Annotated in this window: 24 protein-coding genes and 2 tRNA genes; 5 read left to right on the top strand and 21 right to left on the bottom strand. The window is 67.7% G+C overall.

The window, feature by feature from the left end; genetic code table 11:
- Window positions 1-10: 10 nt before the first annotated feature.
- Together proB and EGM71_RS13855 are read left to right on the top strand one after the other, a co-directional pair.
- Window positions 11-1,168: a glutamate 5-kinase gene (proB, locus tag EGM71_RS13860; RefSeq protein ID WP_188485383.1), complete on the top strand. Its 1,158-nt coding sequence runs from the start codon at window positions 11-13 to the stop codon at window positions 1,166-1,168.
- Window positions 1,165-2,436, top strand: a complete 1,272-nt coding sequence (locus EGM71_RS13855) for a glutamate-5-semialdehyde dehydrogenase (protein WP_188485382.1) — start codon at window positions 1,165-1,167, stop codon at window positions 2,434-2,436. The genes proB and EGM71_RS13855 overlap by 4 nt, the downstream gene beginning before the upstream one ends.
- Before the next feature lie 144 nt (window positions 2,437-2,580).
- Here EGM71_RS13855 and pgaD read toward each other — a convergent pair whose 3' ends face one another.
- From pgaD to EGM71_RS13805, 10 genes are all read right to left on the bottom strand, one after another.
- Entirely contained in the window at window positions 2,581-3,051 is a 471-nt protein-coding gene (pgaD, locus tag EGM71_RS13850; RefSeq protein WP_188485381.1) for a poly-beta-1,6-N-acetyl-D-glucosamine biosynthesis protein PgaD, read from the bottom strand.
- Window positions 3,048-4,304 (bottom strand): poly-beta-1,6-N-acetyl-D-glucosamine synthase, encoded by a 1,257-nt coding sequence (gene pgaC, locus EGM71_RS13845; protein ID WP_188485380.1) that lies wholly within the window; start codon window positions 4,302-4,304, stop codon window positions 3,048-3,050. Before pgaC ends, pgaD begins: the two co-directional genes overlap by 4 nt.
- Window position 4,305: 1 nt before the next feature.
- Window positions 4,306-6,192 (bottom strand): poly-beta-1,6-N-acetyl-D-glucosamine N-deacetylase PgaB, encoded by a 1,887-nt coding sequence (gene pgaB / locus EGM71_RS13840; protein WP_188485379.1) that lies wholly within the window; start codon window positions 6,190-6,192, stop codon window positions 4,306-4,308.
- 1 nt (window position 6,193) lies between these two features.
- Window positions 6,194-8,221, bottom strand: coding sequence for a poly-beta-1,6 N-acetyl-D-glucosamine export porin PgaA (gene pgaA, locus EGM71_RS13835; RefSeq protein WP_188485378.1), 2,028 nt, complete (start codon window positions 8,219-8,221; stop codon window positions 6,194-6,196).
- Window positions 8,222-8,562: 341 nt separating this feature from the next.
- Window positions 8,563-9,768, bottom strand: coding sequence for a CynX/NimT family MFS transporter (locus tag EGM71_RS13830; RefSeq protein WP_188485377.1), 1,206 nt, complete (start codon window positions 9,766-9,768; stop codon window positions 8,563-8,565).
- 221 nt (window positions 9,769-9,989) lie between these two features.
- Window positions 9,990-10,066: transfer RNA gene (locus EGM71_RS13825), tRNA-Pro, on the bottom strand.
- A gap of 140 nt (window positions 10,067-10,206) precedes the next feature.
- Window positions 10,207-10,283, bottom strand: a tRNA-Pro gene (locus EGM71_RS13820).
- 56 nt (window positions 10,284-10,339) lie between these two features.
- A complete protein-coding gene (cydX, locus tag EGM71_RS13815; protein WP_188485376.1) occupies window positions 10,340-10,453 on the bottom strand; it encodes a cytochrome bd-I oxidase subunit CydX in 114 nt (37 codons plus the stop codon).
- Between the two features lie 54 nt (window positions 10,454-10,507).
- Window positions 10,508-11,662 carry a cytochrome d ubiquinol oxidase subunit II gene (gene cydB / locus EGM71_RS13810; RefSeq protein WP_188485375.1) on the bottom strand — a complete coding sequence of 385 codons (1,155 nt, stop codon included), beginning with the start codon at window positions 11,660-11,662 and terminating at the stop codon, window positions 10,508-10,510.
- Window positions 11,663-11,677: 15 nt separating this feature from the next.
- Entirely contained in the window at window positions 11,678-13,261 is a 1,584-nt protein-coding gene (locus EGM71_RS13805; RefSeq protein ID WP_188485374.1) for a cytochrome ubiquinol oxidase subunit I, read from the bottom strand.
- A gap of 228 nt (window positions 13,262-13,489) precedes the next feature.
- Between EGM71_RS13805 and cydD the strand changes: the two genes are divergently transcribed.
- Window positions 13,490-15,235 (top strand): thiol reductant ABC exporter subunit CydD, encoded by a 1,746-nt coding sequence (gene cydD / locus EGM71_RS13800; RefSeq protein WP_188485373.1) that lies wholly within the window; start codon window positions 13,490-13,492, stop codon window positions 15,233-15,235.
- On the top strand, window positions 15,232-16,905 hold the full coding sequence (gene cydC, locus EGM71_RS13795) for a thiol reductant ABC exporter subunit CydC (protein ID WP_188485372.1): 1,674 nt from the start codon (window positions 15,232-15,234) through the stop codon (window positions 16,903-16,905). The genes cydD and cydC overlap by 4 nt, the downstream gene beginning before the upstream one ends.
- A gap of 91 nt (window positions 16,906-16,996) precedes the next feature.
- Here the strand turns inward: cydC and EGM71_RS13790 are convergent, their stop codons facing one another.
- The 11 genes from EGM71_RS13790 to ccmA form a co-directional block, all read right to left on the bottom strand.
- A complete protein-coding gene (locus tag EGM71_RS13790) occupies window positions 16,997-17,341 on the bottom strand; it encodes a DUF1294 domain-containing protein (RefSeq protein ID WP_188485371.1) in 345 nt (114 codons plus the stop codon).
- Complete coding sequence (gene metX, locus EGM71_RS13785; RefSeq protein WP_188485370.1) at window positions 17,342-18,454, bottom strand: homoserine O-acetyltransferase MetX; 1,113 nt, start codon at window positions 18,452-18,454, stop codon at window positions 17,342-17,344.
- 135 nt (window positions 18,455-18,589) lie between these two features.
- Window positions 18,590-19,579 (bottom strand): tetratricopeptide repeat protein, encoded by a 990-nt coding sequence (locus EGM71_RS13780; protein ID WP_188485369.1) that lies wholly within the window; start codon window positions 19,577-19,579, stop codon window positions 18,590-18,592.
- Window positions 19,573-20,022 carry a cytochrome c-type biogenesis protein gene (locus tag EGM71_RS13775; protein WP_188485368.1) on the bottom strand — a complete coding sequence of 150 codons (450 nt, stop codon included), beginning with the start codon at window positions 20,020-20,022 and terminating at the stop codon, window positions 19,573-19,575. The genes EGM71_RS13780 and EGM71_RS13775 overlap by 7 nt, the downstream gene beginning before the upstream one ends.
- Before the next feature lie 4 nt (window positions 20,023-20,026).
- A complete protein-coding gene (locus EGM71_RS13770; RefSeq protein ID WP_188485367.1) occupies window positions 20,027-20,644 on the bottom strand; it encodes a DsbE family thiol:disulfide interchange protein in 618 nt (205 codons plus the stop codon).
- Between the two features lie 8 nt (window positions 20,645-20,652).
- Window positions 20,653-22,572, bottom strand: a complete 1,920-nt coding sequence (locus EGM71_RS13765) for a heme lyase CcmF/NrfE family subunit (protein WP_188485366.1) — start codon at window positions 22,570-22,572, stop codon at window positions 20,653-20,655.
- Window positions 22,573-23,034 carry a cytochrome c maturation protein CcmE gene (gene ccmE, locus EGM71_RS13760; protein ID WP_053450293.1) on the bottom strand — a complete coding sequence of 154 codons (462 nt, stop codon included), beginning with the start codon at window positions 23,032-23,034 and terminating at the stop codon, window positions 22,573-22,575.
- Entirely contained in the window at window positions 23,031-23,219 is a 189-nt protein-coding gene (locus EGM71_RS13755) for a heme exporter protein CcmD (protein WP_188485365.1), read from the bottom strand. The genes ccmE and EGM71_RS13755 overlap by 4 nt, the downstream gene beginning before the upstream one ends.
- The gene (gene ccmC, locus EGM71_RS13750) at window positions 23,216-23,986 is read right to left on the bottom strand and encodes a heme ABC transporter permease CcmC (protein WP_087923100.1); all 771 of its coding nucleotides are present in this window, start codon (window positions 23,984-23,986) and stop codon (window positions 23,216-23,218) included. The genes EGM71_RS13755 and ccmC overlap by 4 nt, the downstream gene beginning before the upstream one ends.
- Before the next feature lie 43 nt (window positions 23,987-24,029).
- The gene (ccmB, locus tag EGM71_RS13745; RefSeq protein ID WP_006456616.1) at window positions 24,030-24,725 is read right to left on the bottom strand and encodes a heme exporter protein CcmB; all 696 of its coding nucleotides are present in this window, start codon (window positions 24,723-24,725) and stop codon (window positions 24,030-24,032) included.
- Window positions 24,722-25,291 carry a heme ABC exporter ATP-binding protein CcmA gene (gene ccmA / locus EGM71_RS13740; protein WP_414616775.1) on the bottom strand — a complete coding sequence of 190 codons (570 nt, stop codon included), beginning with the start codon at window positions 25,289-25,291 and terminating at the stop codon, window positions 24,722-24,724. Before ccmA ends, ccmB begins: the two co-directional genes overlap by 4 nt.
- Window positions 25,292-25,538: 247 nt before the next feature.
- On the opposite strand from ccmA, the gene EGM71_RS13735 reads away from it, so the two are divergent.
- A complete protein-coding gene (locus tag EGM71_RS13735; protein ID WP_188485364.1) occupies window positions 25,539-26,687 on the top strand; it encodes a pyridoxal phosphate-dependent aminotransferase in 1,149 nt (382 codons plus the stop codon).
- Window positions 26,688-26,690 lie beyond the last annotated feature (3 nt).

Below are 26,690 nucleotides of genomic sequence, written 5' to 3'. Positions count from 1 at the left end.
AGCCTGACCGATGACCCAGCACGCCGCCACCGTCGCCTCGCCGTTCCTGGAACAGGCGCTGCCGCCATGGCGGCGCGCGGTGCTGAAGGTCGGCAGCAGCCTGCTGGCCGCCGATGGCGGCGGCTTGTCGCCACGTCACGCGCTGGGCCTGGCACAGTTCGTCTCGGCCAATGTGCTGGCCGGGCGAGAGGTGGTGATCGTGTCGTCCGGCGCGGTCGCTGCCGGGCGCGCGATCCTGCCGCGGGCCGACGAGCCCGGCGCGGCGATGGCGGCGCGGCAGGCGCTGGCCGCGCTCGGCCAGGCCCAGCTGATCGGGCTCTGGCAACGCTTCTTCGAGCGCCCGGTGGCGCAGGTGCTGCTGACCCACGACGACCTGCGCAACCGCCGCCGCTACCTCAACGCACGCGCCACGCTGAACGAACTGCTGCGCCTGGGGGCGTTGCCGGTGGTCAACGAGAACGACACCGTGTCGGTGGACGAGCTCAAGCTTGGCGACAACGACAACCTGGCCGCCACCGTGGCGGCGCTGGTCGATGCCGATGCACTGTTCATCGCCACCGATATCGACGGCCTGTACAGCGCCGACCCGCGCACCGCGGCCGATGCGCGGCCGTTGCACGACGTGCCGGAACTGAGTGACGAGGTGCTGGCGATGGCCGGTGGCGCCGGCTCGCGCGCCGGTACCGGCGGCATGCGCACCAAGCTGGAAGCGGCGGCGAAGGCCGGTCGCCTCGGCATCGAAACCTATCTGTTCAATGGCCGCAGCGGTGACGTGGTGCGCGCGCTGGCCCAGGACCGCCTGTTCGGTACCCGTATCCACGCCGCGCGCAGTCGTGAGGCGGCCCGCAAGCACTGGCTGCGGCACGCACCGCTGGTCGAGGGTGCGATCGTGATCGATGCCGGCGCGGCGCAGGCCATGCGTGAGAAGGGCGCCTCGCTGCTGCCCGGTGGCATCACCGGTGCGGAGGGCGTGTTCCGCCGTGGCGACATGGTGCAGGTGTGCTGGAACGCGCCACAGGGCCGTGTCTGCGTGGCGCGCGGCGTCAGCCAGTACGCTTCAGATGATGTGCGCCGGATCGCCGGGCGCCATTCGCGCGACATCGAGGCCGTGCTGGGCTACAACTACGGTGGCAGTGTCGTCCATCGCGACGATCTGGTGTTGCCATGACCGGTTTGAAGGACTCCCCGATGAGCGAAATCGAAGTGCAGGCGCGTGCCTGCCGTGACGCGGCCCAGATCGTTGCCGGCCTCGACGGTGCGGCGCGCCGCACGCTGCTGCTGGCAATGGCCCAGGCACTGGAAGTGAATGCCGGGCTGATCCTGGCCGGCAATGCGCGTGACCTTGCTGCCGCGCGTGACAAGGGCGTTGGCAGTGCCATGCTCGACCGACTGGCGCTGGACCCGGCACGCCTGTTCGCGATGGCCGAAGCCGTGCGTGAGGTCGCCGCGCTGCCCGATCCGGTCGGCCAGATCACCCGCGACGATGTGCGTCCAAACGGGATCCGGGTGCAGAAGGTACGCGTGCCGCTGGGCGTGATCGCGATGATCTACGAGGCACGCCCGAACGTGACCGCCGAAGCCGCCGCATTGTGCCTGAAGGCGGGCAATGGCGTGATCCTGCGCGGTGGTTCCGAAGCGATCCATTCCAACACCGCCATCGCTCAGGCGCTGGCCGGGGCACTCAAGGCCAATGGCGTGCCACCGGCGGCGGTGACCGTGCTGACCGACCTGCGCCGCGAAGCGATGCTGGAACTGCTGCAGCTGCATGAGCTGATCGACCTGGCCATTCCGCGTGGCGGCGAAGGCCTGATCCGCTTCGTCGCCGAACACGCGCGGGTGCCGGTGATCAAGCACTACAAGGGGGTCTGCCACCTGTTCGTGGATGCCAGTGCCGACCTCGGCAAAGCCATCGACCTGCTGGTGGATGGCAAGTGCAGCCGGCCGGCGGCCTGCAATTCGCTGGAGACGTTACTGGTGCACCGCGACGTGGCCGAAGCGTTCCTGCCTCGCGTGGCGCAGGCGCTCGGCGAGCGCGGCGTGCAGTTGCGCGCCGATGCGCAGGCGCAGGCGCTGCTGCCGGGCAGCACGGCGGCGACCGAGGAGGATTACGCTGCCGAGTTCCTCGACCTGGTGCTGGCCGTGCGCGTGGTCGACGATCTCGATGCGGCCATCGCGCACATCCGCCGCTATACCTCCGACCACACCGAAGTGATCACGACCGAAGATGCTGGCCATGCCGAGCGCTTCGTCACTGCGCTGCGCTCGGCGGTAGTGATGGTCAATGCCTCATCGCGCTTCTCCGATGGTGGCCAGCTGGGCCTGGGCAGCGAGATCGGCATTTCCACCACGCGCCTGCATGCGTATGGCCCGATGGGCCTGGAAGCACTCACCGTCGAACGATTTGTCGTGCGCGGTGAAGGGCAGACGCGCACATGAATTGATCCACGCCATGCGTGGATGCTCTTCGCGGTAGACCCCGGTGCCGACCAAGGTCGGCACCCACCAGGCCAAAGCGCCGACCAAGGTCGGCAGCTACCAAAGCAAGCGCCGACCAAGGTCGGCAGTTACCAGCCTGTCGGGCTACACCACCTCGCGGCGGATGCCGACCGGCCGCGCGTGATCATCCATGTGCAGCGTGGCGGCCTTGCAGCCCATCAGGCGTTCGGCCAGCCCGGTGCTGGCGCCCAGATCGGCGGCCACTTCGTTGAGGCTGGCCAGCGGCCGCGGCAGGCGCCGCTCGCGGCCACGGAAGCGGGCACGGTTGTACTCGGCCCAGGCGATCAGCAGCACGCTGGCGCACAGCAGCATCAGCGGCAGCGCCACCAGCACGTACGGGTCGAACTGGTTCTGCCGTTCGTACAGCTGCCGCCAGGCCAGCTGGCCGCCGATCAGCCACGACAGCAGGGTCACCAGTGGCGCCCACAGGTAGAAGTAGAAGCCCCAGAACGCCAGGGTGACGAATCCCCAGGCGGTACGCTGGAAGCGCGGCTGGCGGTGCGGCTTGCGGATCATCCGCGAGTCGAAGCGGTTGGACGGGCGTTGCGCGTTCATCGGATCCCCCGGTCAGGGCTGGTCCAGGTGGCGCGCTTGCTGCGACGGCGCAGCAGCGTCTTCGGCAGCGCCACCAGGGTGGTGGAAAGGCTGATCAGCCAGTACGCCATCGGGTACCAGATGACCCAGAAGTAGTTGCGTCCAATCTGTGTTTCATAACGCCGGTCGATGATCAGGCTGCTGGCGAACTGCAGCAGGCAGACCATCGCCAGGATTACGCCATGCCATTCCGGCAGCAGGCTGGCGATATGCAGCTGCGGCGGCAGCTCGATGAACTTGCCCAGCGCCCACAGCAGCACGATGAACAACATGGTGTAGGCCCAGATCACACTCAGCACGTACTCCAGCAGCACGCCCCACATGCGCCGCTCTTTCCAGTGCAGCAGCGAGCGTGCGTGGCGCAGCATCACCTCCACGCCCCCCTGGGCCCAGCGCAGGCGCTGCCGCCACAGGCCCTTGAGCGTCTCCGGCATCAGGATGAAGCACAGCGCATTAGGTTCGTAGCGGATGTCCCAGTGCGCACGCTGCAGGCGCCAGCTGATATCGATGTCCTCGGTCACCATGTCATCCGACCACCAGCCAACCTGGTGCAGGGCGGTACGGCGGAAGCCGGCGATCACCCCGGAGATGGTGAAGATGCGCCCGTATACCCGCTGCGCGCGCTTGATCATGCCGATGATCGAGGAAAACTCGGCCACCTGCAGGCGGCCGAGCAGGGTGGAGCGGTTGCGGATGCGTGGGTTGCCGGTGACCGCACCGACCCGGTTGCCGCTGACCAGGTGCCAGACCATCCAGTGCAGCGCATGTTCTTCCAGCATTGCATCGCCGTCGATGCACACCAGGTACTCCGAGCGTGCGGCCAACGCGCCCATGCGCAGCGCATTGGCCTTGCCCAGGTTGCGATCCAGGTGCAGCACGCGCAGTCGTGGGTGCTTTGCCGCCAGCGCATCCAGCCGAGCGCCGGTGTCATCGCTGCTGCCATCATCGATGGCGATCACTTCGAAGTCGGCGGGGTAACGCTGGGCCAGCGCCGCAGTGAGCGTGTCATCCAGGTTCTCTGCCTCGTTGTGGCAGGGCACCAGCAGGCTCGCGAAGGGGGGATCGATCATCAATGGAGGATCGTTGCGCGGGCGCGAGTGGCGTTCGCGCCGGTAGTAGTAATAGAGGCCACCCGACATCCAGAAGAACGCCATCACCATCGGGTAGTAGAAGGCGAACTGGAACAGGACCTGCAGCAGCGGATGCATGTCCATGTCACTTCTCCGGGTACGGGAAGTTGCCGGCGGACATCGCCGCGCGGGCATCGCGGGTGGAGGGCTGGTCGGCGATGAAGTCGTCCGGGTACCAGGCGAAGTGGTGCACGCCCTGCGCCTGCAACTGGCGGATCTGCGCGCGCAGGCGCTCGGCGGGAATTGGCTGCCCCTTGCGCCAATCGACGGTCTGCAGCTCGAACAGCGTGTGCTGCAGCTGCGGGTCGTGCGCGCGCACCGCGGCCAGCAACTGGTCGAGCCAGCGCTCGGGGTGCCTGCTGCCTTCCATCCACGGCATTGCCATCAGCGCGGTCTGGTCGTAGGCCTTGTTGAACAGGTCCAGGCGCTGCGCGAACCAGGCTTCGCTCTGCGGGCGGAGTACCGGCTCGGCATACAGGTTGCGCACCGTTGCCAGTTTCGGCCGCCAGCGCTGCGCGCTGTCGCGCAGGGCCAGGGTGAAGTCGATCAGCGCCTGGGTACGTGCGCTGCCCTCCTCGCCGGCCGCCAGAGCGGGCAGCTCGGTGTCGCGCAGGTAGCCGTCGTCATGGAACAGCAGGCCTTCGAAGTAGGAATTGACCGCCAGGTCCTCGTAGATGTCGAGCATGATCTGCCTGGCCTTCGGGTTGGTGAAATCCAACCGGTACATGCCGTCGGCATCACCGTTGCGGATCGCCAGCGCCTTGCGCTGCACCGGGTCGGGCAGCTCGAAGCCGAGCACCGGCAGCCACGCGTAGACCTTCACCCCGGCGCGGGATTTCAGTTGCCAGGCGACGCGGCTGAACAGGTCCGCGCGCATCGGCATGTGCCGGTTCGGGAAATACAGCGCATCGGCGGTGTTGTTGCCGTCCGGGTCGGCGAAGGCCTGCAGATAGACATGGGTCGGGGCGATGCGCTTGACCCGCTCGACCAGCGCATCGAGGTTGCGTGCCTGCTGTGCCGGATCCGGGTCGTACACATCATCCAGGTCGATCTGCAGGGCGCGGATGCCATCGAGCGCCACGTCACGGCGCAGTTCATAGGCCAGGCCTTCCACCGTCGGGTTGTCGCTCACCAGCAACCGCGCCAGCCCGTGCAGGTCGCTGGCCACCGGGGTGCTGCGGCCTTCCAGGTCGAACGAGACCGGCATGCCCAGCTGCTCGGCGATGTCGTTGCTCAACTGGTTGTAGGCAGCGTATGGCCAGACGATGGCGCGCGGGCGCACGCCCAGGTGCTGCTCGATGCGCTGCACGCTGCGCGCGAGATCGGCGCGCAGGCGCTGCTCATACTGCGCTTCAGTCTCGTAGCTGTGCGTGGCCGGGCTGTAGATGCGGGTGACCACGGCAGGCGTGGAATTGCCCTGTGGGTTGGCGGGCACGCCGTGGTGCAGGTCGTCGGTGTGGCTGGCCACTTCGATCAGGCCGCTGTCATGCATCTGCTTCAGCTGCGCCCAGGTGACGAAGTCATCGTGGCCGAACGGACGGTAGCCGTAGTCGATGGTTCGGCCCGGTGCCATGTCCACGTAGTCGGTGATTACCGCCACCAGGGCCGGGTAGTGGTAGGCCTGAAGCAGCGGGAAGGCCTTGTCGTAGACGCTGCGCAGGCCATCGTCGAAGGTCAGCAGCACCGGTTTCGGTGGCAGCGTCGAACGGCCCTGGGAGGCTTCGATCAACTGTGACAGCGAGACCGGGTGATACCCATGCGCGCCCAGCCAGTCCAGGTGCGCGGCGAAGTTCTGTGTGCTCACCGCATAGGTATCGGCATCGCCCTTGGCGGCCACCTGATCGCGGATGTCGTGGTAGCTGAGGATCAGCAGGCCGTTGTCGATCGCATCAAGATGCAGGGGCTGCTGCGCGAACGCCGTTGGCACGCAGGCCAGCAGCAGGAGCACGATCAGTCGCAGTATGCGGGCCATGTCAGTCTCCCCAGCGCAGTGCGGCTTCGAAGCCGATATGGCGCTCACGATGGCCGTCGTAGACCGGCCGCGACCAGCGCACGCCATACTCGAACACGCGGCCGGGGCCCAGCTGCCACTCGTGCATGTAGGACACCGACGGCACCAGTGCACTGCCGAAGCCATCCTGCCAGTAGTCGCCCAGCGAAACGGTCAGCCGGTGCCGGAAGTGGCGCTCGTAATGTCGCCACAGCTGCTGGTCGATGCGCAGGCCGATCTCGACCAAGCGGTCGCGCTTCGGGTTGAAGTAGGGCGCATCATCGCGGCTGCCGCGACTGGTGTAGGCACTGGCGAGGCCATCGATCAGCCAGCGTGGACGGGTCAGCAGGCGCTGTTCAAGGCCGGTGCTGAACAGCTCGCGATGGTTGCCATCGTCGTAGCGGAAGCGGCTGGCGCCGAACATCCAGTGGGTGAGCTCGCTGCGCCGGTAGTCCACCTGTGCGCTCACGCTGTCGGCGGTGATGCCGGCCGCGCGCGCCTGCATCGAGGCTTCCGGATCATTGCGCACGGCCACCACGCCGGCATGCCAGTAATCGTTGAACTGCCAGCCGACGCCGGCACGCAGCCCGGTATCGCCGATGTGGTCGTTGGCGCGCAGCACCGCTGCTTCTGCATCCAGCTGCCCGAAGCGGTAACGCACGCCCGCACCGAGCCACAGCGGATCGATGCGCTGGTCCTGGAAGTCGGTCGAGCGCCGGTCGGCGAAGGCGAACAACCGCCAGCGGTCGTCGAGGATCGGTGTCTCCACTTCCACGCCGTAGTGGCGATCGTTGTTGCCCAGCGGCGAGGTACCACCGCCCCCGGAGCTGCGGCCGATGTCGGTCCATGCCTTCAGCTGCCAGCCGCGATGCGCGCGCCAGGCCTGGTCCATGCGTTCGACTGCCGGTTGGGTGGGGTAGCGCGCGATCAGATCATCGTGCAGCGGCCGCGCCAGATCATCGCGCTGCAGGGCGACGTAGGCCTCTTCCATGCCCAGCCGCGGTTCGATGTCACGCGGGTCCAGCGCGTGTGCCATCTGCTGTCGCTGCAGTGCCATGCGTGGCCAGCCGCGCATCATGTAGACGCTGCCCAGCGCACTCTGCAGTCCTCCGTTGCCGGGTGCGATGTCCACCATCGACTCCAGGTCGTGCTGCGCGGTGCCCAGGTCGCCGCTGTAGGCGCGCACCATCGCCAGGTTGAGATCGGCCTCGTAGCGCGACCAGTTCGCGTACGGTGATTTGCCGTTGCTCCAGCGCCAGGCCGGTTCCTTGTCGCGCCATGCCTGCAGCAGGTCGATCGCCTTTTCCTGCTGCTCGCTTTCCAGGTAGGCGTAGGCCAGTTCCGAATGCGAAGCGTCGCGCGTCGGGTCGCCTGCGACCGCTGCCTGCAGCACCGGAATGGCTTCTTCCGGGTGCAGGGTGCCCATCAACGAATCGCCCACTGCGGGCAGCACATAGTCAGGCAGGGCATGGCCTTCGGCCTGCAGTGCCCGTGCTTCCTCGCGGACCTGCGCATGGCGGCCCAGCCGGTTGAGCAGGATCAGCCGGTCCATGCGGATGCGCAGTGGTGCCTGCGAGGGTGGGGTGCCTTCGCCGCCGAGGTAACGCTGCATGCGGGCCAGGGTCGATTCGGCTTCTGCCAGGCGGCTGTCCTCGCTGCTGCTGTAGGCCAGGCTCCAGACCACCAGCTTGGCCAGGTAGTCGCCTTCCAGTCGCTGCTTCTGGGCATCGTCGAACAGTTGCGGGCGCTGCTGGTAAAGCTCCCACGCGCGCCAGGCGTTGCCGATGTCGCCCAGGGTCAGCACGCGCAGCTTGAACAGCAGGTCGTCGTTGGGCTGCTGCTGGCTGGCGCGCTCGATCGCGCCCAGGGCATCCAGCCAGCGGGCCTGGTCGCGGTAGCGGCCGATCTCGGTCAGGGCCGCCTCGCGGTCGGGCGGGGCAGCGCTGCTGGCCCAGGCCAGGGCGGTGCAGGCAAGGCCGACGCAGAGCGCCAGCCGGCGGTGGACAACCATTGGGGACCCCCTTGGCTTCCGAACCAGACAACCTGAAAAATGTGACGCACATCACATGCCAGATTTTGGGGTGGCCGTGGCCTGCGTCACTCCCCTCGCGAACTCCCATCCAGCAGGGATGGGCGGAACCAGGACAGCGACCTGCAATGTCTTGTCTGAAACGAGAGTCCCCCGCACACCGAGTGGTGTTCCGGGCGGCGATGCCGCCCCCATGCCCGATGCCGGCACGCGGCAAGGATGGGCATTCACCGGCACTATCCGCCCGGAATTGTCAGTCCGGCGTCAAGATACGCGTGAAGACGGATGGCGGGTCGTCGAGGCCGGCAGGCGGCCCCGGCCGGTTACCAGAGGTCTTCCAGCTTGCGCGGTTTGCAGGCCACCCACGAGGCGCACAGCATCAGGGTGGCGCAGCCGAACAGGAAGCTGAACGGGAGGGTCCAGCCGTCGCTGACCGTGTGCAGCCAGCCGACCAGGAACGGGCCCAGGCAGCTGAAGCTGTAGCCCACGCCCTGCATGAAGCCGGACAGCGCGGCCGAGCCGGTCGGGGTGCGCGTGCGCAGGTTGATCAGGGTCAGTGCCAGCGGGAAGGTGGACGGACCCACGCCGAGCAGGCAGGCCCACAGCAGTGGCGCCTTCATGGGGGCCAGCAGCAGGCCGGTGAAGGCGATCACGAACGAGAAGAAGCCGATCAGCACCAGCGGGAACGGGTTCTGCATGCGTACCGCCATCGACGGAATGACCAGTGACGGCAGCAGGCCCAGCGCCGAGAACACCGCCACCATCACGCCACCGAACGCAGGCGTGCCACCGGCCTCGACCACGATGCGCGGCAGCCAGGTGAACATCGAATAGGTCATCAACGAGGTCATGCCGAACATCAGCGTCATGCTCCAGCCCAGCGTCGTGCGCCAGACCTTGCCGTGCGGCTGTGCGGTGGGATCGGTGGCGTCGGCCTGCGGCTTCGGTGCGCGCCTGGCCAGCAGCAGCCACGGCAGCGCGGCAGCCAGCGCCAGCAGCGCCCACATGCCCAGCGACACGCGCCAGCCTGCGGCGTTGGCCACCGGCACCGCCAGCAGCGCCGGCAGCATCGTACCCAGCTGCAGCACGCTGATATAGAGCGTGCTCATGGTGCCGACCTTGTTGGCGAAGTAGCGCTTCACCAGTGGCGGCACCACCACGTTGCCGATGCCCATGCCGGCCAGCGCGACCACCGAACCCAGCAGCAGCGTGCCGACGTTGCCGGCGCTGGAACGCAGCAGCAGGCCGGCCATCGCCATCACCATCGCCAGCAGCGTGGTGCGTTCCAGGCCCAGGCGGCGCGCCAGTGCCGGCGTGGCCACGCCGAACAGCGCGAACGAGGCGGTCGGCAGCATGCCCAGCACACCGGTCATGGTGGTACCGAAGCCGAACTGCTGGCCCAGTACATCCAGCAGCGGCGTGATCGAGGTAACCGCAGTGCGCAGGTTGATCGCTGCCAGCAGGATGGCGGTGAAAGCCAGCACGCGCCCGTGCAGCAGCGACGGCGAATCGGAAGTGGAGGAACTCATCGGTGGTCCTTGCAGGTGTCGCACACCGGGGCGATGGCATGCAGCGCCGGCATCGGTCTACGCCGAAGCGGCAGGTGGGGGAGTGGCTGCAGGTGGGCCGGCAGCGCGGCCATTGTACGTGTGCGCTCCGGCAAGGTCCCGTCATGCGGGCGGCCTGGCACTGGGTACAAAAAAACCCGGAGGACAGTGATGTCTTCCAGGCTTCTTGGTGACCACCGAAGTGGTCGGGGAGACAGGATTCGAACCTGCGACCTCTACGTCCCGAACGTAGCGCTCTACCAGACTGAGCTACACCCCGAAGGGAGCCGCCTATTCTAGCGATTCACCCCGATGGCGGCAAGGGGTGAATGCTGTTTTCTTCACACTGCCGAAGCAGTGCCACTTCAGGGAACAAAAAAGCCTGGACGACTTCACCAGGCTTCAATGCGACCACTTGAGTGGTCGGGGAGACAGGATTCGAACCTGCGACCTCTACGTCCCGAACGTAGCGCTCTACCAGACTGAGCTACACCCCGAAGGAGCCGCCTAAGATACCGTGTGAAGGCCCTGTCGGCAACCCTTTTTTACAGTTTCAATGCACGTTGTTGTCGGTGCGGGCGCTTTCGCGCGCTTCGAACCACATCCCGTTGAGGATGGCCACGACCGAGGCCAGTCCGGCACCGAGAATCCAGGCGAAATACCACATGGTCAATCTCCTATGTCCAGGGGGTGTGCCGGCCGTGGGCCAGCACACCGGCAATCAGTAAGCGTTGGGGTTGTCGCCCATTTCCTCGACCGTCGTCTTGCCCTTCAGCACGCGGTACACCCAGGTGGTGTAGGCGATGATGATCGGCAGGAAGATGGCCGTGGCCAGCAGCATGACCCACAGCGTCAGATGGCTGGACGAGCTGTCCCAGACGGTCAGGCTGGAGGTGGGCTGGCTGGAGGACGGCAGCAGGAACGGGAAGATGGCGAAGCCGACGGTCAGGATGATGCCGGCAATCGACGCGCCCGAGGCGATGAAGGCCAGGCCACCACGACGTGCGCGCAGCAGCACCGCGCTGGCCAGTGCGCCCAGCAGGCCCAGCACCGGGAACACCAGGGTCGCCGGCATGGTGCTGTAGTTGCGCAGCCAGCCACCGGCCGCCGTACCCAGCTCGGCGGTCTTCAGCAGCGGATTGGTCGGGCCATCGGTGACCACCTGCGAGGTGATCTGATAACCCGGCAGGCCGAAGGCCACCCAGGCGCCGGCGACGGCGAACAGCACGAAGCTGATGATGGCCGCGACACTGCCATAACGCGCGGCACGCTCGGCCACCGGGCCGTCGGTCTTGATCACCAGCATGGCCGCACCATGCGATACCAGCATGGCCACGCTGATCAGGCCGGCGATGAGCGCGAACGGCGTGAGCAGGCCGAAGAACGAACCGGTGTAGGTCACGCGCAGGGTGTCATCGAAGTGGAATGGCACACCCAGCAGCACGTTGCCGACGGCGACGCCGGCGATCAGGCCCGGCAGCAGGCCGCCGATGAACAGCACGCGGTCCCAGTTGTCGCGCCAGCGCTTGGACGGCAGCTTGCTGCGGTACTTGAAGCCGACCGGGCGCAGGATCAGCCCGAACAGCATCGCAAACACCGCCAGGTAGAAGCCGGAGAAGCTGACCGCATACAGCGGCGGCCATGCGGCGAAGATCGCGCCGCCACCCAGCACCAGCCAGACCTGGTTGCCTTCCCACACCGGGCCGACGGTGTTGATCACCAGCCGGCGTTCTTCATCGGTCTTGGCCACGAACGGCAGCAGCGTGCCGACACCAAGATCGAAACCATCCATCACGGCCCAGCCGATCAGCAGGATGCCGAGCAGCAGCCACCAGATCACGCGGAGCGTGGTGTAATCAAGTGCAATGAATTCCATCTGGATTCTCCTGCCTCAGGCCTGGCCGGGGGCAACGGCAGTGGGGGAAACTGGGCGGATGTCAGCCTGCAGCGAGGGCAGGATGTCATCCGGGCCCTTGCGGACTGCCTTCAGCATCAGCTTGATCTCGATGACCAGCAGCACCGTGTACAAACCGGTGAACACGGCCAGCGTGGTCAGGATTTCATGCAGTGCCAGTCCCGAAGCCGCATAGAAGGTGGGCAGCACGCCATCCACCGCCCACGGCTGGCGGCCGTACTCGGCGACGAACCAGCCGCATTCGATCGCGATCCACGGTGCCGGCAGCGACCACACGGCCAGCTTGAGGAACCAGCGCTTGTCCTGGAAGTTGTTGCGGCACGAGAAGTAGAACGCCAGCGCGAAGAAGGCGATCAGGTAGAAGCCCAGGCCGGCCATGATGCGGAAGGTCCAGAACAGCGGGGCCACGCGCGGCACGGTATCCATCGCAGCCTTGGAGATTTCCTCCGGCGTCGCGTTGAGGATGTCTTCGCGGTAGCGCTTCAGCAGCAGGCCATGGCCGAGATCCTGCCAGTGGCGGTCGAACATCTCGCGTGCTTCGAGGTCGTTGCGGTCCTTCTTCACGCGTTCCAGTGCGCCGTAGGCGATCTGGCCACCGCGGATGCGGTGCTCGGCACGTTCCACCAGTTCCAGGATGCCCGGGATCGGCTGGTCCAGCGAACGGGTGGCGATCAGGCCCATCAGGTACGGGATCTTCACCGCGTAGTCGTTCTGGTGGGTGGCCTGGTTGGGAATGCCGAAGGCGGTGAAGTCGGCCGGCGCACGCTCGGTTTCCCACATCGCTTCGATCGCGGCCAGCTTCATCTTCTGGTGTTCGCTGGCGGCGTAACCGCTCTCGTCACCCAGCACCACCACCGACAGCGACGACAACAGGCCGAAGGCGGCAGCCACTGCGAACGAGCGGCGGGCCATGTCCCGATGCTTGTTGCGCAGCAGGTACAGGGCGCTGATCGACATCACGAAGATCGCACCGGTCACGTAGCCGGCGCTGACGGTATGCACGAACTTGGCCTGCGCCACCGGGTTCAGCAGAACCGCAGCGAAGTCGACCACTTCCATGCGCATCGTTTCCGGGTTGAACACTGCACCGGTCGGGTTCTGCATCCAGCCGTTGGCGATCAGGATCCACACCGCCGACAGGTTGGTGCCCAGCGCCATCAGCCAGGTGACGGTGAGGTGCTTGACCGGGCTCAGGCGCTTCCAGCCGAAGAAGAACAGGCCGATGAAGGTCGCTTCCAGGAAGAACGCCATCAGGCCTTCGATCGCCAGCGGCGCACCGAAGATGTCACCCACGTAGTGGCTGTAGTACGACCAGTTCATGCCGAACTGGAATTCCATCACCAGGCCGGTGGCCACGCCGATGGCGAAGTTGATGCCGAACAGGGTGCCCCAGAAGAGGGTCATCTGCCGCCAGACCTGCTTGCGGGTCATGACGTACACGCTCTCCATGATGGCCACCATGAAGGACAGGCCAAGCGTGAGCGGGACGAATAGGAAGTGGTACATCGCGGTCAGAGCGAATTGCAGCCGCGACAGTTCTACGACTGTCTGATCAATCATGGCCTGGCTACCTCGTTGGATAGTGCCGTTGCAGGTGGCGGGAAGGGTGGTCTACGACGTGAATGATGTGACCGACTACTTCAAACAGCCTTGATCCAGATCAATGTATGAACAGGTGCCCCGGTTGATCGTATGCCAACCTGATGAAGACTGCGACCGCTGGCCGCAGAGGCCGGCTATTGCCTGCGCCTACAATGCCGTGTCTCCCCCGTTGCCTGTGAAGACCCCTTGAGCGCTGCCGAAACGACCCCTGACGGCCAATCCCCGGACGCCGAAACGACCCGCCAGCGGCGCGCCCGCACTGCCTGGCTGGCCGATCTTGCGCGGTCCGCTCGAGGTCGCCAGCGGCTGGCGGCGCTGTGCATCAGCCTGTCTGGTGCACTGCTGATCGGCCAGGCAGCGGCCATTGCCTGGCTGGTGCAGACGGTGCTGGTGGAGCGCGCGCCGCTGGCCGCAGGCCTGCCGGTGCTCGCTGGACTGGCCGTGATCCTGGTGCTGCGCACGCTGCTGGGCAGCGCCACCCAGGCGGCTGCCGGCGATGTGGCCGATGCCGCGCGGTTGGCCCTGCGTGAACGCGTGTTCGCGCGCCTGCTTGGCCATGGGCCGCTGTGGCTGCGCCAGCGACGCACCGGCGAGCTGGGCGAACTGATGCTGCATCACGGCGATGCGATCGAAAGCTATTACAGCGGCTTCCTGCCGGTGCGCACCGAAGTGGTGGTGGTGCCACTGCTGATCCTGGCCGCGGTCGCCTGGGTCGACTGGGTGGTGGCGTTGATCCTGCTGTTCACCGCACCGCTGGTGCCGTTCTTCATGATGCTGGTGGGCTGGGGCGCCGAAGCCGCCGGCCGCGCGCAGTTGGGCGAGCTGGCGCGGATGAGCGGACACTTCGCCGACCGCATCAAGGGCCTGGGCCTGTTGCGCCTGTATGGCCGCGGCGAGGCCGAACTGGAAGGGATCGAGGCCGCCGCTGAAGGCGTGCGCGTGCGCACGATGAAGGTGCTGCGGATCGCCTTCCTGTCGTCCACGGTGCTGGAATTCTTCGCCTCGGTGAGCGTGGCGATGGTCGCGCTGTACCTCGGCCTGAGCTATCTGGGCCTGATGTCGCTGCATGCAGCGGTGCCGACGCTGGGCGCCGGCCTGTTCTGCCTGCTGCTGGCGCCGGAATTCTACGCGCCACTGCGGCGGCTGGCCGCGCACTACCACGACCGCGCCAATGCACTGGCCGCGGCCGCCGAAGTAGAGCGCCTGCTGCAGTCGCTGCCCGGGGAGCAGGGCTTGATCGAAAGCGAGGTTGCTCCGCTGGCGGTGGAACCGGCCGAGGCTGCCCTGCCGCCGCTGCAGGCGCAGGGTCTGGTGCTGCGCCCGCTGGGTGCGCCACATGATGTGCTGCAGGATCTGGACGTGTTGCTGGAACCGGGCCAGCGCCTGGCCCTGGTCGGTCCCAGCGGGTCCGGCAAGAGCACGTTGCTGGAAGCGCTGGCGGGGTGGTTGCCGCCGCGTGCCGGCAAGCTGCAGCTGCGGCCCGGCGTGCAGGTGGCGTACGCCAGCCAGCGGCCGTACCTGTTCCACGGCAGCATCGCCGACAACCTGCGGCTGGCTGATCCCGGTGCCAGCGATGCGCGCCTGCGCGCGGTCGCCGAGGCCTCGCAGGTACTGCAGTTCGCGCAACGCCTGCCGCAGGGACTGGATACCGTGATCGGCGAGCGTGGTTTCGGCCTGTCCGGTGGTGAAGCACGGCGCATCGGCCTGGCCCGCCTGCTGCTGCGCGACCCGCAGGTACTGCTGCTGGATGAACCCACCGCGTTCCTCGATGCCGATACCGAAGCGGCGTTGCTGCGCAGCCTGGCCGCCTATGCACGCGGCCGCAGCGTGGTGGTTGCCACCCACAGCCCGGCGGTGATCGCGTGGGCCGACCGCTGCCTGCTGTTGCCGGAAGGCCGCTTGGTGGAACCGGCACAGGCGGTGCGCGCATGAACCGTTCGCCCGATTCGCTGCGCGCGGTATTCCTGCGCCATCGTCCGCGCCTGTTGCTGACCGTGCTGCTGCTGTGGACCACGATGCTGGCCGGCACCGCATTGCTGGGCCTGTCCGGTGGTTTCCTCACCGCTGCCGCGCTGGCTGGTGCGGCGGGGTTGGCGCAGGGTTTCAATTTCTTCTCGCCATCGGCGGGTATACGTGGCTTGACCATGGCGCGCATCGTGTCGCGCTATTTCGAAAAGCTGGTCGGTCACGATGCCACTCTGCGCATCGCCCGCGATCTGCGCGTGTGGTTCTTCCGCCGCGCGCTGCCACTTGCTCCGGCACGGTTGGGGGCTACGCGTACCGGCGAGCTGCTGGCGCGGCTGCTGGGGGACATCGGCGAAGTGGATGGCCTGCTGGTGCGCGCGATCGGGCCGCTGGTGGCGTTGGGCGCGCTGTCGCTGGTTGCAGTTGTATCGGCGGCGTTGATCCTGCCGGCGGCGGCGGTGCTGCTGGCGGTGCTCGCGTTGCTGATCGCTTTCGGCGTGCCGTGGCTGGGCGTGCGTGGCCACGACGATGAAGAGGCGGACCGTGCCGCGCATCGCGCCGCTTTGCGTACCGCGGCCTTTGAAGGGCTGGAAGGGGCGGGTGATCTGGCCGCGCTGCATGCCGATGCGGCGTGGCAGTTGAAAGTACGCGTGGCAGCCAAGCAGCTGGCCTCCCGCGACCGCCGCCGTCGCTGGCGCCTGATCGCGGCCTCGACCCTGCACGGCTTGGTGGCCGGGCTGGGCCTGGTGGCGATGCTGGCATTGGCCCTGCACGCGGCCCAGCAGCAACGCATTGCGCCGGAAATGGCCGCAGGGTTGGTGTTCCTGACCGTGGCGTTGATCGAGCTGTGGGCCGGCATGGGCCTGGCCTGGCAGTCGCTGCAGTCCGGGCGTATCGCCGCCGATCGGTTGCAGGCGATCGTCGAGCAACCGCCGACGGTGGACGATCCGCAGGTGCCGCAGCCGGTGCCGCAGGCCGCGCGCGTTCACTGGGATGACGTGCATTTCCAGTGGCCGGGTGCCGCGCGGCCGGTGTTGTCCGGCTTGCAGTTGACCCTCGCGCCGGGCGAGCGCATCGCCATCCGCGGCGACAGCGGCAGTGGCAAGACCACCCTGTCCAGCCTGCTGCTGCGGTTATGGGATCCGCAGCAGGGACGGCTGACATATGGTGGCCGCGACCTGCGTGATTTCGCCCAGGCCGAGTGGCACCGGCAGCTGGCGTGGCTGCCACAGAACGCGCCGGTGTTTGCCGGCAGCGTGGCGGAAAACCTGCGGTTGGGTGATCCCGATGCCAGCGACGCCGCCTTGTGGGCGGTGCTGCGCCGCGTGCGCCTGGGCGAATGGGCCGAGCGCAACGGCGGCCTGCAGGCCTGGGTGGGCGAGAACGGCGCGACGATGTCGGCCGGCCAGGCGCGGCGGTTGGCGCTGGCCCGTGCACTGCTGCGCAATGCGCCGATCCTGTTGCTGGACGAACCAACCGAAGGCCTCGACGTGGATACCGCACGCGCGCTGTTGCAGGACCTTTCCGGGTTGCTGGACGGGCGCAGCCTGTTGATGATCACCCACGACGACCTGCCCGAAGGCGTGGTTGATGCGCAGTACCGGTTGCGCGATGGGGTTCTGGTGCGCGAAGCGTGAATGGTAGTGCCGGCCGCTGGCCGGCAACCACGCATCCGCGTCGAACATCATGGCGTTGCCGGCCAGCGGCCGGCACTACCTCAGCGGGTGGTTACCGTGAGAACTCGCGCAGCATCACCGCGATCGAGGCCACGTTGGCCAGCACGCACAGCCAGAACACCCACTGGAATGCGGCCTTGCGGTGCTTGTGGCGGAACAGCGCCTGGCCGAGAAGTGCACCCGGCCAACCACCGGCAAAGGCCAGCAGCTGCAGGGTTCGCTCGGGAATCCGCCATTGTTTGCGCTGCGCCGCGCGCTTGTCATGGCCGTACAGGCCGAACGACACCGCACTGGCCAGCAGGCACCAGCCGCCCAGCCACAGCGGCAGCATGCCGCTGATCATCAGCGCGATCAACGCGCCGAACGCGGCCAGTGCGAGGTTACGCCGCCAGGCCACTTACAGCGTGTCGAGGAAGCCGCGCACGGCCGGGCCGAAACGCTCGAAATCGACGAGGAAGGCATCATGGCCCTGCGGCGATTCCAGGCCGATGAAGTGCGCATCGGCACCGCCGGCACGCAGGCCGTCGGCGACCTGTTGCTGTTGCTGCACGGGGAACAGGATGTCGGTGTTGGCGCCGATCGCCAGCGCCTTCTCCACCCGGATCTTCGCCAGCCCGGCCAGCACGTCGCCGTCGGCATACTCGGCCAGGTCGAACCAGTCCATCGAGCGGCTCAGGTACAGATAGCAGTTGGGATCGAAGAAGCGCACGAAGCGCCGTGCATGGCCTTCCAGGTAGCTTTCCACCTGGAATTCGAGGCCGAACGGATCGTCGTCGGCCTGGTCCGAATCCAGCCGCACGCGGCCGAAGCGGCCATCCCACTCCAGGGCCGAGCGATAGGTGATCACGCCCAGCTTGCGCGCCATGCGCATGCCGGACTCAGGGTACTCGGCATCGTCGTAGTGGCCGCCATTCCAGCGCGGGTCGAGACGGATGGCCTCGCGCTGCAGCGAGCGGATCGCGATCGAGAATGGCAGCGCCTGCGCACTGCCGGAAATGTTGACGTGGCTGCGCGCAATGCCCGGGTGCAGCATCAGGACGGCCAGCGCGGTCATGCCGCCCATGGAATTGCCGACCACGCAGGCCAGCTGCCCGATGCCCAGCGCACGCACGACTTCGATCGCGGCGCGAGCGCCGTCTTCGATCGACAGCTCGGGGAAGTCCAGGCGGTAGGGCTCACCGCTGGCGGGGTTGAGCGAAGCGGGGCCGGTCGAGCCCTTGCAGCTGCCCAGCGAATTCACGCACACCACGAACCAGCGGTTGGTATCGATGGGTTTGCCGGGGCCAACCATCGCTTCCCACCAGCCCGGTGCCGGATTGGCCTCGTTGGCCGCCGCATGCGCATCCGGCGACAGGCCGGTCACGATCAGGATCGCATTGCTGGCGTCAGCCGCCAGCGTTCCCCAGGTCTCGTAGGCCACCCGTGCGCCATGCAGGGCGCCACCGCGCTTGAACGGGAAGGGCGAGGGCAGGGCGTGGAAGCGGGTGCCGGGCGGGATGAATTCGGTCATGCACGCATTCTAGCGGGGCCGCATGTGGAGCTGGCGACACGCTGGTTTCCATCGTCGATGCAGGTAGTGCCGGCCGTTGGCCGGCAACCTCATGAATCCTGATGCGCCTGCGTGGTTGCCGGCCAGCGGCCGGCACTACGGGAACCGCAGCTCCACCACGCCCTGGTGCGGCAGGCTTACCTTCACCGGTACGCTCTGCAGGTCGTCCTCACCGCGATTGGCGCTGCCGGTGCGCGAGATGCGTGCCAGCACTTCCACTTCGCGATGGGCCGACAGCGGTGCGGTCGGCATCGGGCTGTCACCGTCGCCCAGCCCGACCGTGTCCGGGAATCCGCTCAGCGGCAGCTTGCGTGCGGCCACCGGCATCGGCGGTCCACCCACGGCCCGCGCCAGTACGAACACCTGGGTGCTGGCGGGCCACTCGGCGTCGTTCAGCGCAGGCAGCTGCACGCGCACCTGCAGCAGCGCCGGTGGCGCTGCAGGCGCGGCATCGGGCGCCTGGCCGGCGGCTTCACGGGCGATGGCGATCTGCGCCTGCAGCGCCTGCGCGGCGCCGGGCTCCAGCCGTGGCAGCAGGCCACTCCACACATCAGCGGCCTCGGCATTCTTTCCGCGTTGGCGCAGGGCGATGCCCAGAAGCCAGCTGGCGCGCTCTGCATCGGGAGCCTGTGCGCGCGCCTGCTGCAACCATGCCATTGCGGTGTCATCGAATTGCTTGCCGGCATCCGCCTGCGCGCGCGCCTGCGCGGCTTCCACCAGTACGCCCGGATCATCCGGTGCCAATGCGGCGGCCCTCGCGAAGGCATCCGCCGCGGCTGAGACATTGCCTAGCTCGGCCTGCGACCGTCCGAGCAATGCCCAGCCATCGGCACGCTGCGGATCACGCTTCAGTGCGTCCTGCAGGGCCTGCACGCCATCGCGCAATGTCGCCACCGAGGGCGCCGGCTGCACCTGTGCCGCACGCGGGTCACCGACCAGCAGATACAGGCAGGCGCCGGCTACGCCAAGCGCAAGCACGCCCACCACGAAACCACGGCGCCCCTGCTGGCGCAGTGGCCACATCACCCGCGCTGCCATCAGTGCAGCAACCAGACCGGCCAGCACCGGCAGCCAATGGCTCACCATCCGTCTCCTTCATCGGCCTTGCCGGCCGGTGCGGCGCCGACGGTGCGACCACGTCGGCGGACAATGCCCAGCACCACCAGTGCACCGGCGCCGAGCACCAGCAGGGGGCCGCCCCATAGCAGCCAGGTACCCGGCTGCAACGGCGGCTGATAGAGCACGAACTCACCGTAGCGGGCGACCAGGAACTGCTTGATCTGCGCGTCGTCGTGGCCCTGCTGCATCAGCTGCAGCACCTCGCGGCGCAGGTCCTGCGCGATCTGCGCGTTCGAATCGGCCAGCGACTGGTTCTGGCACTGCACGCAGCGCAGCTGTGCGGCCAGGTCATGGAAGCGGCGTTCCTCGGCATCATCGCGGAACTGCAGCGGCTGCGGATCGTGCAGCGGCTGCTGGGCCAGCGCGGCCAGCGGCAGCATCAGGAGCAACAGCGCCAGCAGCCAGCGCATCGGCTCAGGGCGCCGTATGCAGGGGGTTGCCGGCACTGCCCTGGGCCTTCTCGATTTTCTGCAGCGCCGGGATCAGCTTCTCGTCGACCACGCGCTGGGTCATCGCGCCGCTGTACTTCCAGCGCACGATGCCGCTGCCATCGATCAGGAAGGTTTCCGGCGCGGCGGTCACGCCCCAGTCGATCGCGGTACGGCCCTCGACGTCGCTGAGCACGACCATGAACGGGTTGCCCAGCTGCTCCAGCCAGTGCAGCGCGTCAGTCGGGTCGTCCTTCCAGTTGTAGCCGATCACGCGCACGCGCTTGCTTTCGGCGAAGCGGGTCAGCACCGGGTGTTCCTCGCGGCAGGCCGCGCACCAGCTGCCCCACACGTTCAGCAGGTAGGGCGCGCCGCGCAGGTCGTCGCTGTGCACGATCATTTCCGGGTCGTGCAGCACCGGCAGCGCGAATGCCGGCGCCGGCTTGTCGATCAGTGCCGACGGCAGTACGTCGCGCTGCGGGTCACCCGATTTCATCACCCCGTAGATCATCAGCCCGAGCAGGCCAAAGAAGAACAGCACGCCGATCACGATGGCTACCGGCGGCAGCGGGCGGGAGGGACGCGGGGCGGGGGACTCGGACATGGGAACTCCTACGGACGACGGAAACGGCGATCGGCGGCGGTGATGAATCCGCCCAGGGCCATCAACAGCGCGCCCAGCCAGATCCAGCGCACGAACGGCTTGATGTGCACCCGGACCGCCCATGCATTGTTGCCCAGCGGCTCGCCCAATGCCACGTAGACATCGCCGTCGAAGCGTGCATCGATGCCGGCCTCGGTCATCACCTGGCCGCCGCTGGCGTATTGGCGCTTCTCCGGATGCAGCAGGGCCAGCTCGCGGCTGTCGCGGAACACGCGCAGGTGGCCGCGGTCGGCGATGAAGTTGGGGCCTTCGCGATGGTCCACGCCCTCGAAGCGCACTTCGTGGCGACCGACCACCAGCTGCTGGCCTGGTGCCAGCGCCACTTCGCGCTGCACGTTCAGCGCCTCCACCAGCAGCGCGCCAGCCAGGAACACGGCAATGCCGGTGTGGGCGACGATCATGCCGAGCATTTCGGCGGTGAAGCGGCCATTGCCGCGCAGTCGCTGCCAGACGAAGCGGGCGGTGCCGAGCGCGACCCAGGCCGCCGCGGCCACGCCGATACCCGCCTTCCAGCCGTTCTGCGGCGCCCGCCACCAGGCCAGCGCGCCCAGCAGCAGTGCCAGGCCCAGCCACGGTGCCAGCAGCGCAAAGGCACGCGAGGGCTGGTCACGCTGCCATTTCACCAGCGGGCCGAACGGCAGCAGCAGGATCATCGGTGCCATCAGCAGCAGGAACAGGCTGCCGAAGTAGGGCGGGCCGACCGAGATCTTGCCCAGCGACAGCGCGTCGGCCAGCAGCGGGTACAGCGTGCCGAGCAGCACCATCGCGCAGGCGGTGGCCAGCAGCAGGTTGTTGGCCAGCAGCAGGGTCTCGCGCGAGGTGGCGGTGAAGCCACGGCGTGGGTCATCGGCGTCCACGCTCAGCTGGCTGGCGCGCAGGGCGTACAGCAGCAGGCTGCCGCCCACCAGCACCGACAGGAAGACCAGGATGAACAGGCCGCGCGAGGGATCGGCGGCGAACGAATGCACGCTGGTCAGCACGCCGGAGCGCACCAGGAAGGTGCCGAGCAGCGACAGCGCGAAGGCGGCGATCGCCAGCAACAGCGTCCAGCTGCCGAAGGTGCCGCGCTTTTCAGTGACGGCCTGCGAGTGGATCAATGCCGCACCGACCAGCCATGGCATGAAGCTGGCGTTCTCCACCGGGTCCCAGAACCACCAGCCGCCCCAGCCCAGCTCGTAATAGGCCCACCAGCTGCCCAATGCGATGCCCAGGGTCAGGAAGCCCCAGGCGACGTTGGTCCATGGCCGCGTCCAGCGCAGCCAGCGTGCATCGACGCGGCCTTCCAGCAGTGCCGCCACCGCGAACGCGAACGGCACCGCAAAGCCGACATAGCCCAGGTACAGCATCGGCGGGTGGATGATCAGCCCCGGGTCCTGCAGCAGCGGATTGAGGTCGCGACCTTCCAGCGGCGCCGGGTTCAGGCGCAGGAACGGATTGGAGGTGAAGATCAGGAAGGCGAGGAAGCCGACGCTGACCACGCCCATCACCGCCAGCACGCGCGCCTGCACCGGTGCCGGCAGGTGCCGCGAGAACAGCGCCACCGCGCCGGTCCACAGCGCCAGTACCAGCGCCCACATCAGCAGCGAGCCTTCGTGCGCGCCCCACACCGCCGAATAGCGGTAGATCATCGGCAGCAGCGAATTGGAGTTCTCGGCCACGTAGCGCACCGAGAAATCCTGCTGCACGAATGCGGCGGTGAGCACCGCGAACGCGCCGGCGACCAGCAGCAGCTGTGCGAAGGCGGCCGGTCGTGCCACCGCCATCCAGGCCGGGTTGTTGCGATGGGCACCCACCAGCGGCAGGCCTGCCTGCAGCAGCGAGGCCAGCAGCGCGCACAACAGCAGGATCTGACCCAGTTCGGGCAGCACTCAGCGCACCTCGGGTGCCGTCACCGGCACGTCGTGCTTGCGGTGGGCATCGCCCATCTTGTCGGCCACTTCCTTCGGCACGTACTTCTCATCGTGTTTGGCCAGCACTTCATCGGCGACGAAGACGCCGTCCTGCAGGCGGCCACTGGCGACCACCGCAGTGCCTTCGGCAAACATGTCCGGCAGGATCCGCGAGGTGGTCACCGGCAGCTGTGCATCGCCGTCGGTCACTTCAAAGCGCGCCTCCAGCGAGCCGACCGGGCGATTGAAGGAGCCTTTCACCACCATGCCGCCCAGGCGGAAGCGCGACTGCGCATCGACATCGCCACGCAGCACTTCGGCGGGCGTGTACAGGTAGGCGATGTTGCGCTCCAGTGCCATCGCCACCAGTGCGGTAGCCAGGCCGGAGGCGAGCAGGGCCAGCAACACCCATGCCAGGCGGCGACGCTGTACCGGGGTCATCGTTCCAGCTCCGTCGACAGCGGCGCGGCGGCCTCCTGCTTGCTGGCGCGGGTCTGCTGGCGCTGCTGCCGGGCCAGGGCCAGGCGGCGCGCCACGCGCAGGCGCAGCCACGAGCCGAGCGCGTCGGCGCCCAGCACCAGCACGAACACGGCGTAGGCGCCGATCACATAGGGCAGGTGGGTCATGGCTGGGCCTCCCGGGCCGGGCGTTCGGCATCGACGCGACCACCGACCCAGGCCTTGCCGGCCTCGCGGTCGAGATTGTCGGCGCGGGCCTTGGCCAGCACCGAACCGGCGAACCAGAACTTGGTGCCGATCACCATCCACCACAGCGGCGCGATCATCGCGCTGCTGATCGCCGATTCACCGAACACGTTGATCGACTGGCGCTGGTGCAGGCCGCCCCACCAGTCCACCGAATAGCGGATCACCGGCAGCAGGCTGACACCGACGATGGCCAGCAGGCCGGCTGCGCGCGCTGCGCTGCGGCGGTCCTCGATCGCGTGGTACAGGCCGATCACGCCCAGGTACAGGAACAGCAGCACCAGTTCGCTGGTCATGCGCGGGTCCCAGTCCCACCAGGTGCCCCAGGTGCCCTTGCCCCAGATGCTGCCGGTCAACAGGGTGATCAGGGTGAAGCCGGCGCCCATCGGCGCGCAGGCCATGGCCAGAATCTCGCAGACCTTGATCCGCCAGATCAGCGCGATGGCCGCATACAGCGCCATCAGCGCGAACACGAACAGGCTCATCCAGGCACTGGGCACGTGGATGTAGAGGATGCGGAAGCTGTCCAGCTGCTTGGCTTCCGGCGGCACCACCAGCAGCGCCTGCCACATGCCGACCAGCAGCACCGGCACCGCAGCCAGGTAGAACACCCGCGACCAGCGGGCAGCGAAACGGTCGAACGTGGGAGGCGAACCGAGTTGGTGGAACCAGCGGACAATCGGATTCATGCGTGGCGGCTATCCAGCAGGGGTGGATTGGCTCTCAGCTCGGTCAACTCAGAGAAATACGTATTGCAGCGGCAGTGGCCAGCGGCGCCAGCACCAGCGCGACCAGCAGGCCGGCGCCCAGCATCAGCAGCGCACCGACCGGATCCTGCCCGCGTCCGGCTGCCGCCAGGCTGCCTGCACCGAACACCAGCACCGGCACGTACAGCGGCAACGACAGCAGCGCCACGAGAATACCAGAGCGTCGGATGCCAACGGTCAGTGCAGCGACCACGCCACCGATCAGGCTCAGCAACGGCGTGCCCAGTAGCAACGATGCCAGCAACATCGGCAGCTGGTCATGCGGCAGATGCAGCATTTCGGCCAGCAGCGGGCTGACCACGATCAGCGGCAGCGCGGTGGTGGCCCAATGCAGCAGCACGCGCACCAGTACCAGCCAGGCCAGCGGCACCGGCGCCAGCAGCCACTGTTCCAGCGAGCCATCTTCGGCGTCGGAACGGAACAGCGAATCCAGCGACAGCTGCCCCGCCAGCAGCACGGCCAGCCACAACACCGCGCCGGCAGTGGCGGCCAGCAGTTGCGGTTCGCGGCCCTGGGCCAGCGCGAACAGCACCACCACCAGCACCGCGAACAGCAGCGGCTGCAGCGCGTCGCCGCGGCGGCGCCAGAGCAGGCGCAGGTCGCGCTTGAGCAGGGCGCCCGCGGTCTGCCACAGGCCCGGTTCGGTGCCCGGCGCGATCATGCGGCACCGCCGAGGTCGAGCTGGCGGGTACGCACCGGCGGTGCGGCGTAGGCGCCGTGGGTGGTGACCAGCGCTGCGCCACCGGCGCGCAGGTGCGCCGAAATCATCCGGTTGACCAGGGTGATGCCCTCCAGGTCGAGATTGGCGTAGGGTTCGTCGAGCAGCCACAGCGGCGCCGGCGACAGCCAGATGCGCGCCAGTGCCAACCGCCGCTTCTGTCCGGCCGACAGATGCCGTACCAGAGTGTCCTCGTAACCGGCCAGGCCGACGATGGCCAGCGCGTTGCCGGGCATCTGCCGCGCACGGCGGCCGTGCAGGCCACACAGGAAATGCAGGTTTTCCAGCGTGCCGAGGTCCGGTTTCAGGGCCGGCAGGTGGCTGAGATAGGCGACGTAGCGCGCGCGCTCGGCATTGCTGGCCGGCTTGCCGTCGATCCGTACCTGGCCGGCACCCGGCCGGGCCAGGCCGGCCAGCACGCGCAGCAGGGTGGTCTTGCCGGCGCCATTGCCGCCCTGCACCAGCAGGGCTTCGCCAGCGTCCACATGGAAGTCCAGCGGGCCGAACACCGGCTCGTCATTGCGGGAGAAGCTCAGGCCGCTGGCGGCCAGCAATGCAGGGGTGTTCAAGGGGCAAAGGTCTTCATGCCGGAGTGCGGCGGCAATTGTAGCGGTGAATTCACAGGGTAGTGCCGGCCGCTGGCCGGCAGGCGCGCCCCAGCGTCGCAGATCGTCCCGGGTTGCCGGCCAGCGGCCGGCACTACCGAAGCAGGGATTGCGTAAACTCAGGGGTCTGTCTCCCCATATCCCCAGGCCGATGCAACCCACCACCAAGCTGCCCAAGGTCGGTACCACGATCTTCACCGTGATGTCCCAGCTCGCCGCCGAACATGGCGCGGTCAACCTGGGCCAGGGGTTCCCGGATTTTTCGGCGCCGCAGCGCCTGATCGACGAGACCGCCAAGGCGATGGCCGCCGGGCTGAACCAGTACCCGCCGATGACCGGCGTGGCGCCGCTGCGCCAGGCCATCGCACAGAAGGCGCTGGACTGCTACGGCGCGCAGGTCGATGCGGACAGCGAGATCACCGTCACCAGCGGCGGCACCGAGGCCATCTTCAACGCCATCCACGCCGTGGTGCGTGCGGGCGAAGAAGTGATCGTGCTCGACCCGGCGTATGACTGCTACGAACCAGCGATCGACCTGGCTGGCGCCAGGGCCGTGCATGTGTCGCTCGATCCGCAGACGTTCGCGGTCGACTGGGACCGCGTTCGTGCAGCGATCACCCCGCGCACCCGCATGCTGATCGTCAACACCCCGCACAATCCGTCCGGCGCGATGCTGTCGGCGCAGGATATGCAGGCGTTGGCCGAACTGCTGCGTGGCACGCAGATCTACCTGATCTCAGATGAGGTGTACGAACACATCATCTACGACGGGCGCCGCCATGAATCGGCGCTGCGCTACCCGGAACTGCGTGAGCGCGCGTTCGTCATCTCCAGCTTCGGCAAGACCTACCACTGCACCGGCTGGAAGATCGGTTATGCGATCGCCCCGCCGGCGCTGACCGCCGAGTTCCGCAAGGTGCACCAGTACAACACCTTCACCAGCTTCGGCCCGGCGCAGTACGGCTTCGCCGCGATGATCCGCGACGAGCCCGAACACCACCTGGAGCTGGGCGCGTTCTACCAGGCCAAGCGCGACCGCTTCCGCGAGCAGCTGGCAGGCACCCGCCTGAAGGCGCTGCCGGTGCCGGGCGGTTACTTCCAGCTGGTCGACTACTCGGCCATCAGTGACCTGCCGGATCACGAGTTCGTGAAGTGGCTGACCATCGAGAAGGGCGTCACCGCCATCCCGCTGTCGCCGTTCTACGAAAACCCGCCGGCCGGCCAGCGCCTGGTGCGCCTGTGCTTCGCCAAGAATGAAGCGACCATGGACGCGGCGATCGAACGCCTGCGCCTGCTGTGAGCG

The organism is Stenotrophomonas maltophilia, assembly GCF_006970445.1.
Taxonomy (GTDB): domain Bacteria; phylum Pseudomonadota; class Gammaproteobacteria; order Xanthomonadales; family Xanthomonadaceae; genus Stenotrophomonas; species Stenotrophomonas maltophilia_AU.
This window is presented reverse-complemented; position numbering and strand designations above follow the sequence as displayed.

Coding starts and splice junctions, on each gene's coding strand:
- proB (WP_188485383.1), top strand. CDS start 11: ATGACCCAGCACGCCGCCACCGTCGCCTCGCCGTTCCTGGAACAGGCG.
- EGM71_RS13855 (WP_188485382.1), top strand. CDS start 1,165: ATGACCGGTTTGAAGGACTCCCCGATGAGCGAAATCGAAGTGCAGGCG.
- pgaD (WP_188485381.1), bottom strand. CDS start 3,051: ATGAACGCGCAACGCCCGTCCAACCGCTTCGACTCGCGGATGATCCGC.
- pgaC (WP_188485380.1), bottom strand. CDS start 4,304: ATGGACATGCATCCGCTGCTGCAGGTCCTGTTCCAGTTCGCCTTCTAC.
- pgaB (WP_188485379.1), bottom strand. CDS start 6,192: ATGGCCCGCATACTGCGACTGATCGTGCTCCTGCTGCTGGCCTGCGTG.
- pgaA (WP_188485378.1), bottom strand. CDS start 8,221: ATGGTTGTCCACCGCCGGCTGGCGCTCTGCGTCGGCCTTGCCTGCACC.
- EGM71_RS13830 (WP_188485377.1), bottom strand. CDS start 9,768: ATGAGTTCCTCCACTTCCGATTCGCCGTCGCTGCTGCACGGGCGCGTG.
- cydX (WP_188485376.1), bottom strand. CDS start 10,453: ATGTGGTATTTCGCCTGGATTCTCGGTGCCGGACTGGCCTCGGTCGTG.
- cydB (WP_188485375.1), bottom strand. CDS start 11,662: ATGGAATTCATTGCACTTGATTACACCACGCTCCGCGTGATCTGGTGG.
- EGM71_RS13805 (WP_188485374.1), bottom strand. CDS start 13,261: ATGATTGATCAGACAGTCGTAGAACTGTCGCGGCTGCAATTCGCTCTG.
- cydC (WP_188485372.1), top strand. CDS start 15,232: ATGAACCGTTCGCCCGATTCGCTGCGCGCGGTATTCCTGCGCCATCGT.
- metX (WP_188485370.1), bottom strand. CDS start 18,454: ATGACCGAATTCATCCCGCCCGGCACCCGCTTCCACGCCCTGCCCTCG.
- EGM71_RS13780 (WP_188485369.1), bottom strand. CDS start 19,579: ATGGTGAGCCATTGGCTGCCGGTGCTGGCCGGTCTGGTTGCTGCACTG.
- EGM71_RS13775 (WP_188485368.1), bottom strand. CDS start 20,022: ATGCGCTGGCTGCTGGCGCTGTTGCTCCTGATGCTGCCGCTGGCCGCG.
- EGM71_RS13770 (WP_188485367.1), bottom strand. CDS start 20,644: ATGTCCGAGTCCCCCGCCCCGCGTCCCTCCCGCCCGCTGCCGCCGGTA.
- ccmE (WP_053450293.1), bottom strand. CDS start 23,034: ATGACCCCGGTACAGCGTCGCCGCCTGGCATGGGTGTTGCTGGCCCTG.
- EGM71_RS13755 (WP_188485365.1), bottom strand. CDS start 23,219: ATGACCCACCTGCCCTATGTGATCGGCGCCTACGCCGTGTTCGTGCTG.
- ccmC (WP_087923100.1), bottom strand. CDS start 23,986: ATGAATCCGATTGTCCGCTGGTTCCACCAACTCGGTTCGCCTCCCACG.
- ccmB (WP_006456616.1), bottom strand. CDS start 24,725: ATGATCGCGCCGGGCACCGAACCGGGCCTGTGGCAGACCGCGGGCGCC.
- EGM71_RS13735 (WP_188485364.1), top strand. CDS start 25,539: ATGCAACCCACCACCAAGCTGCCCAAGGTCGGTACCACGATCTTCACC.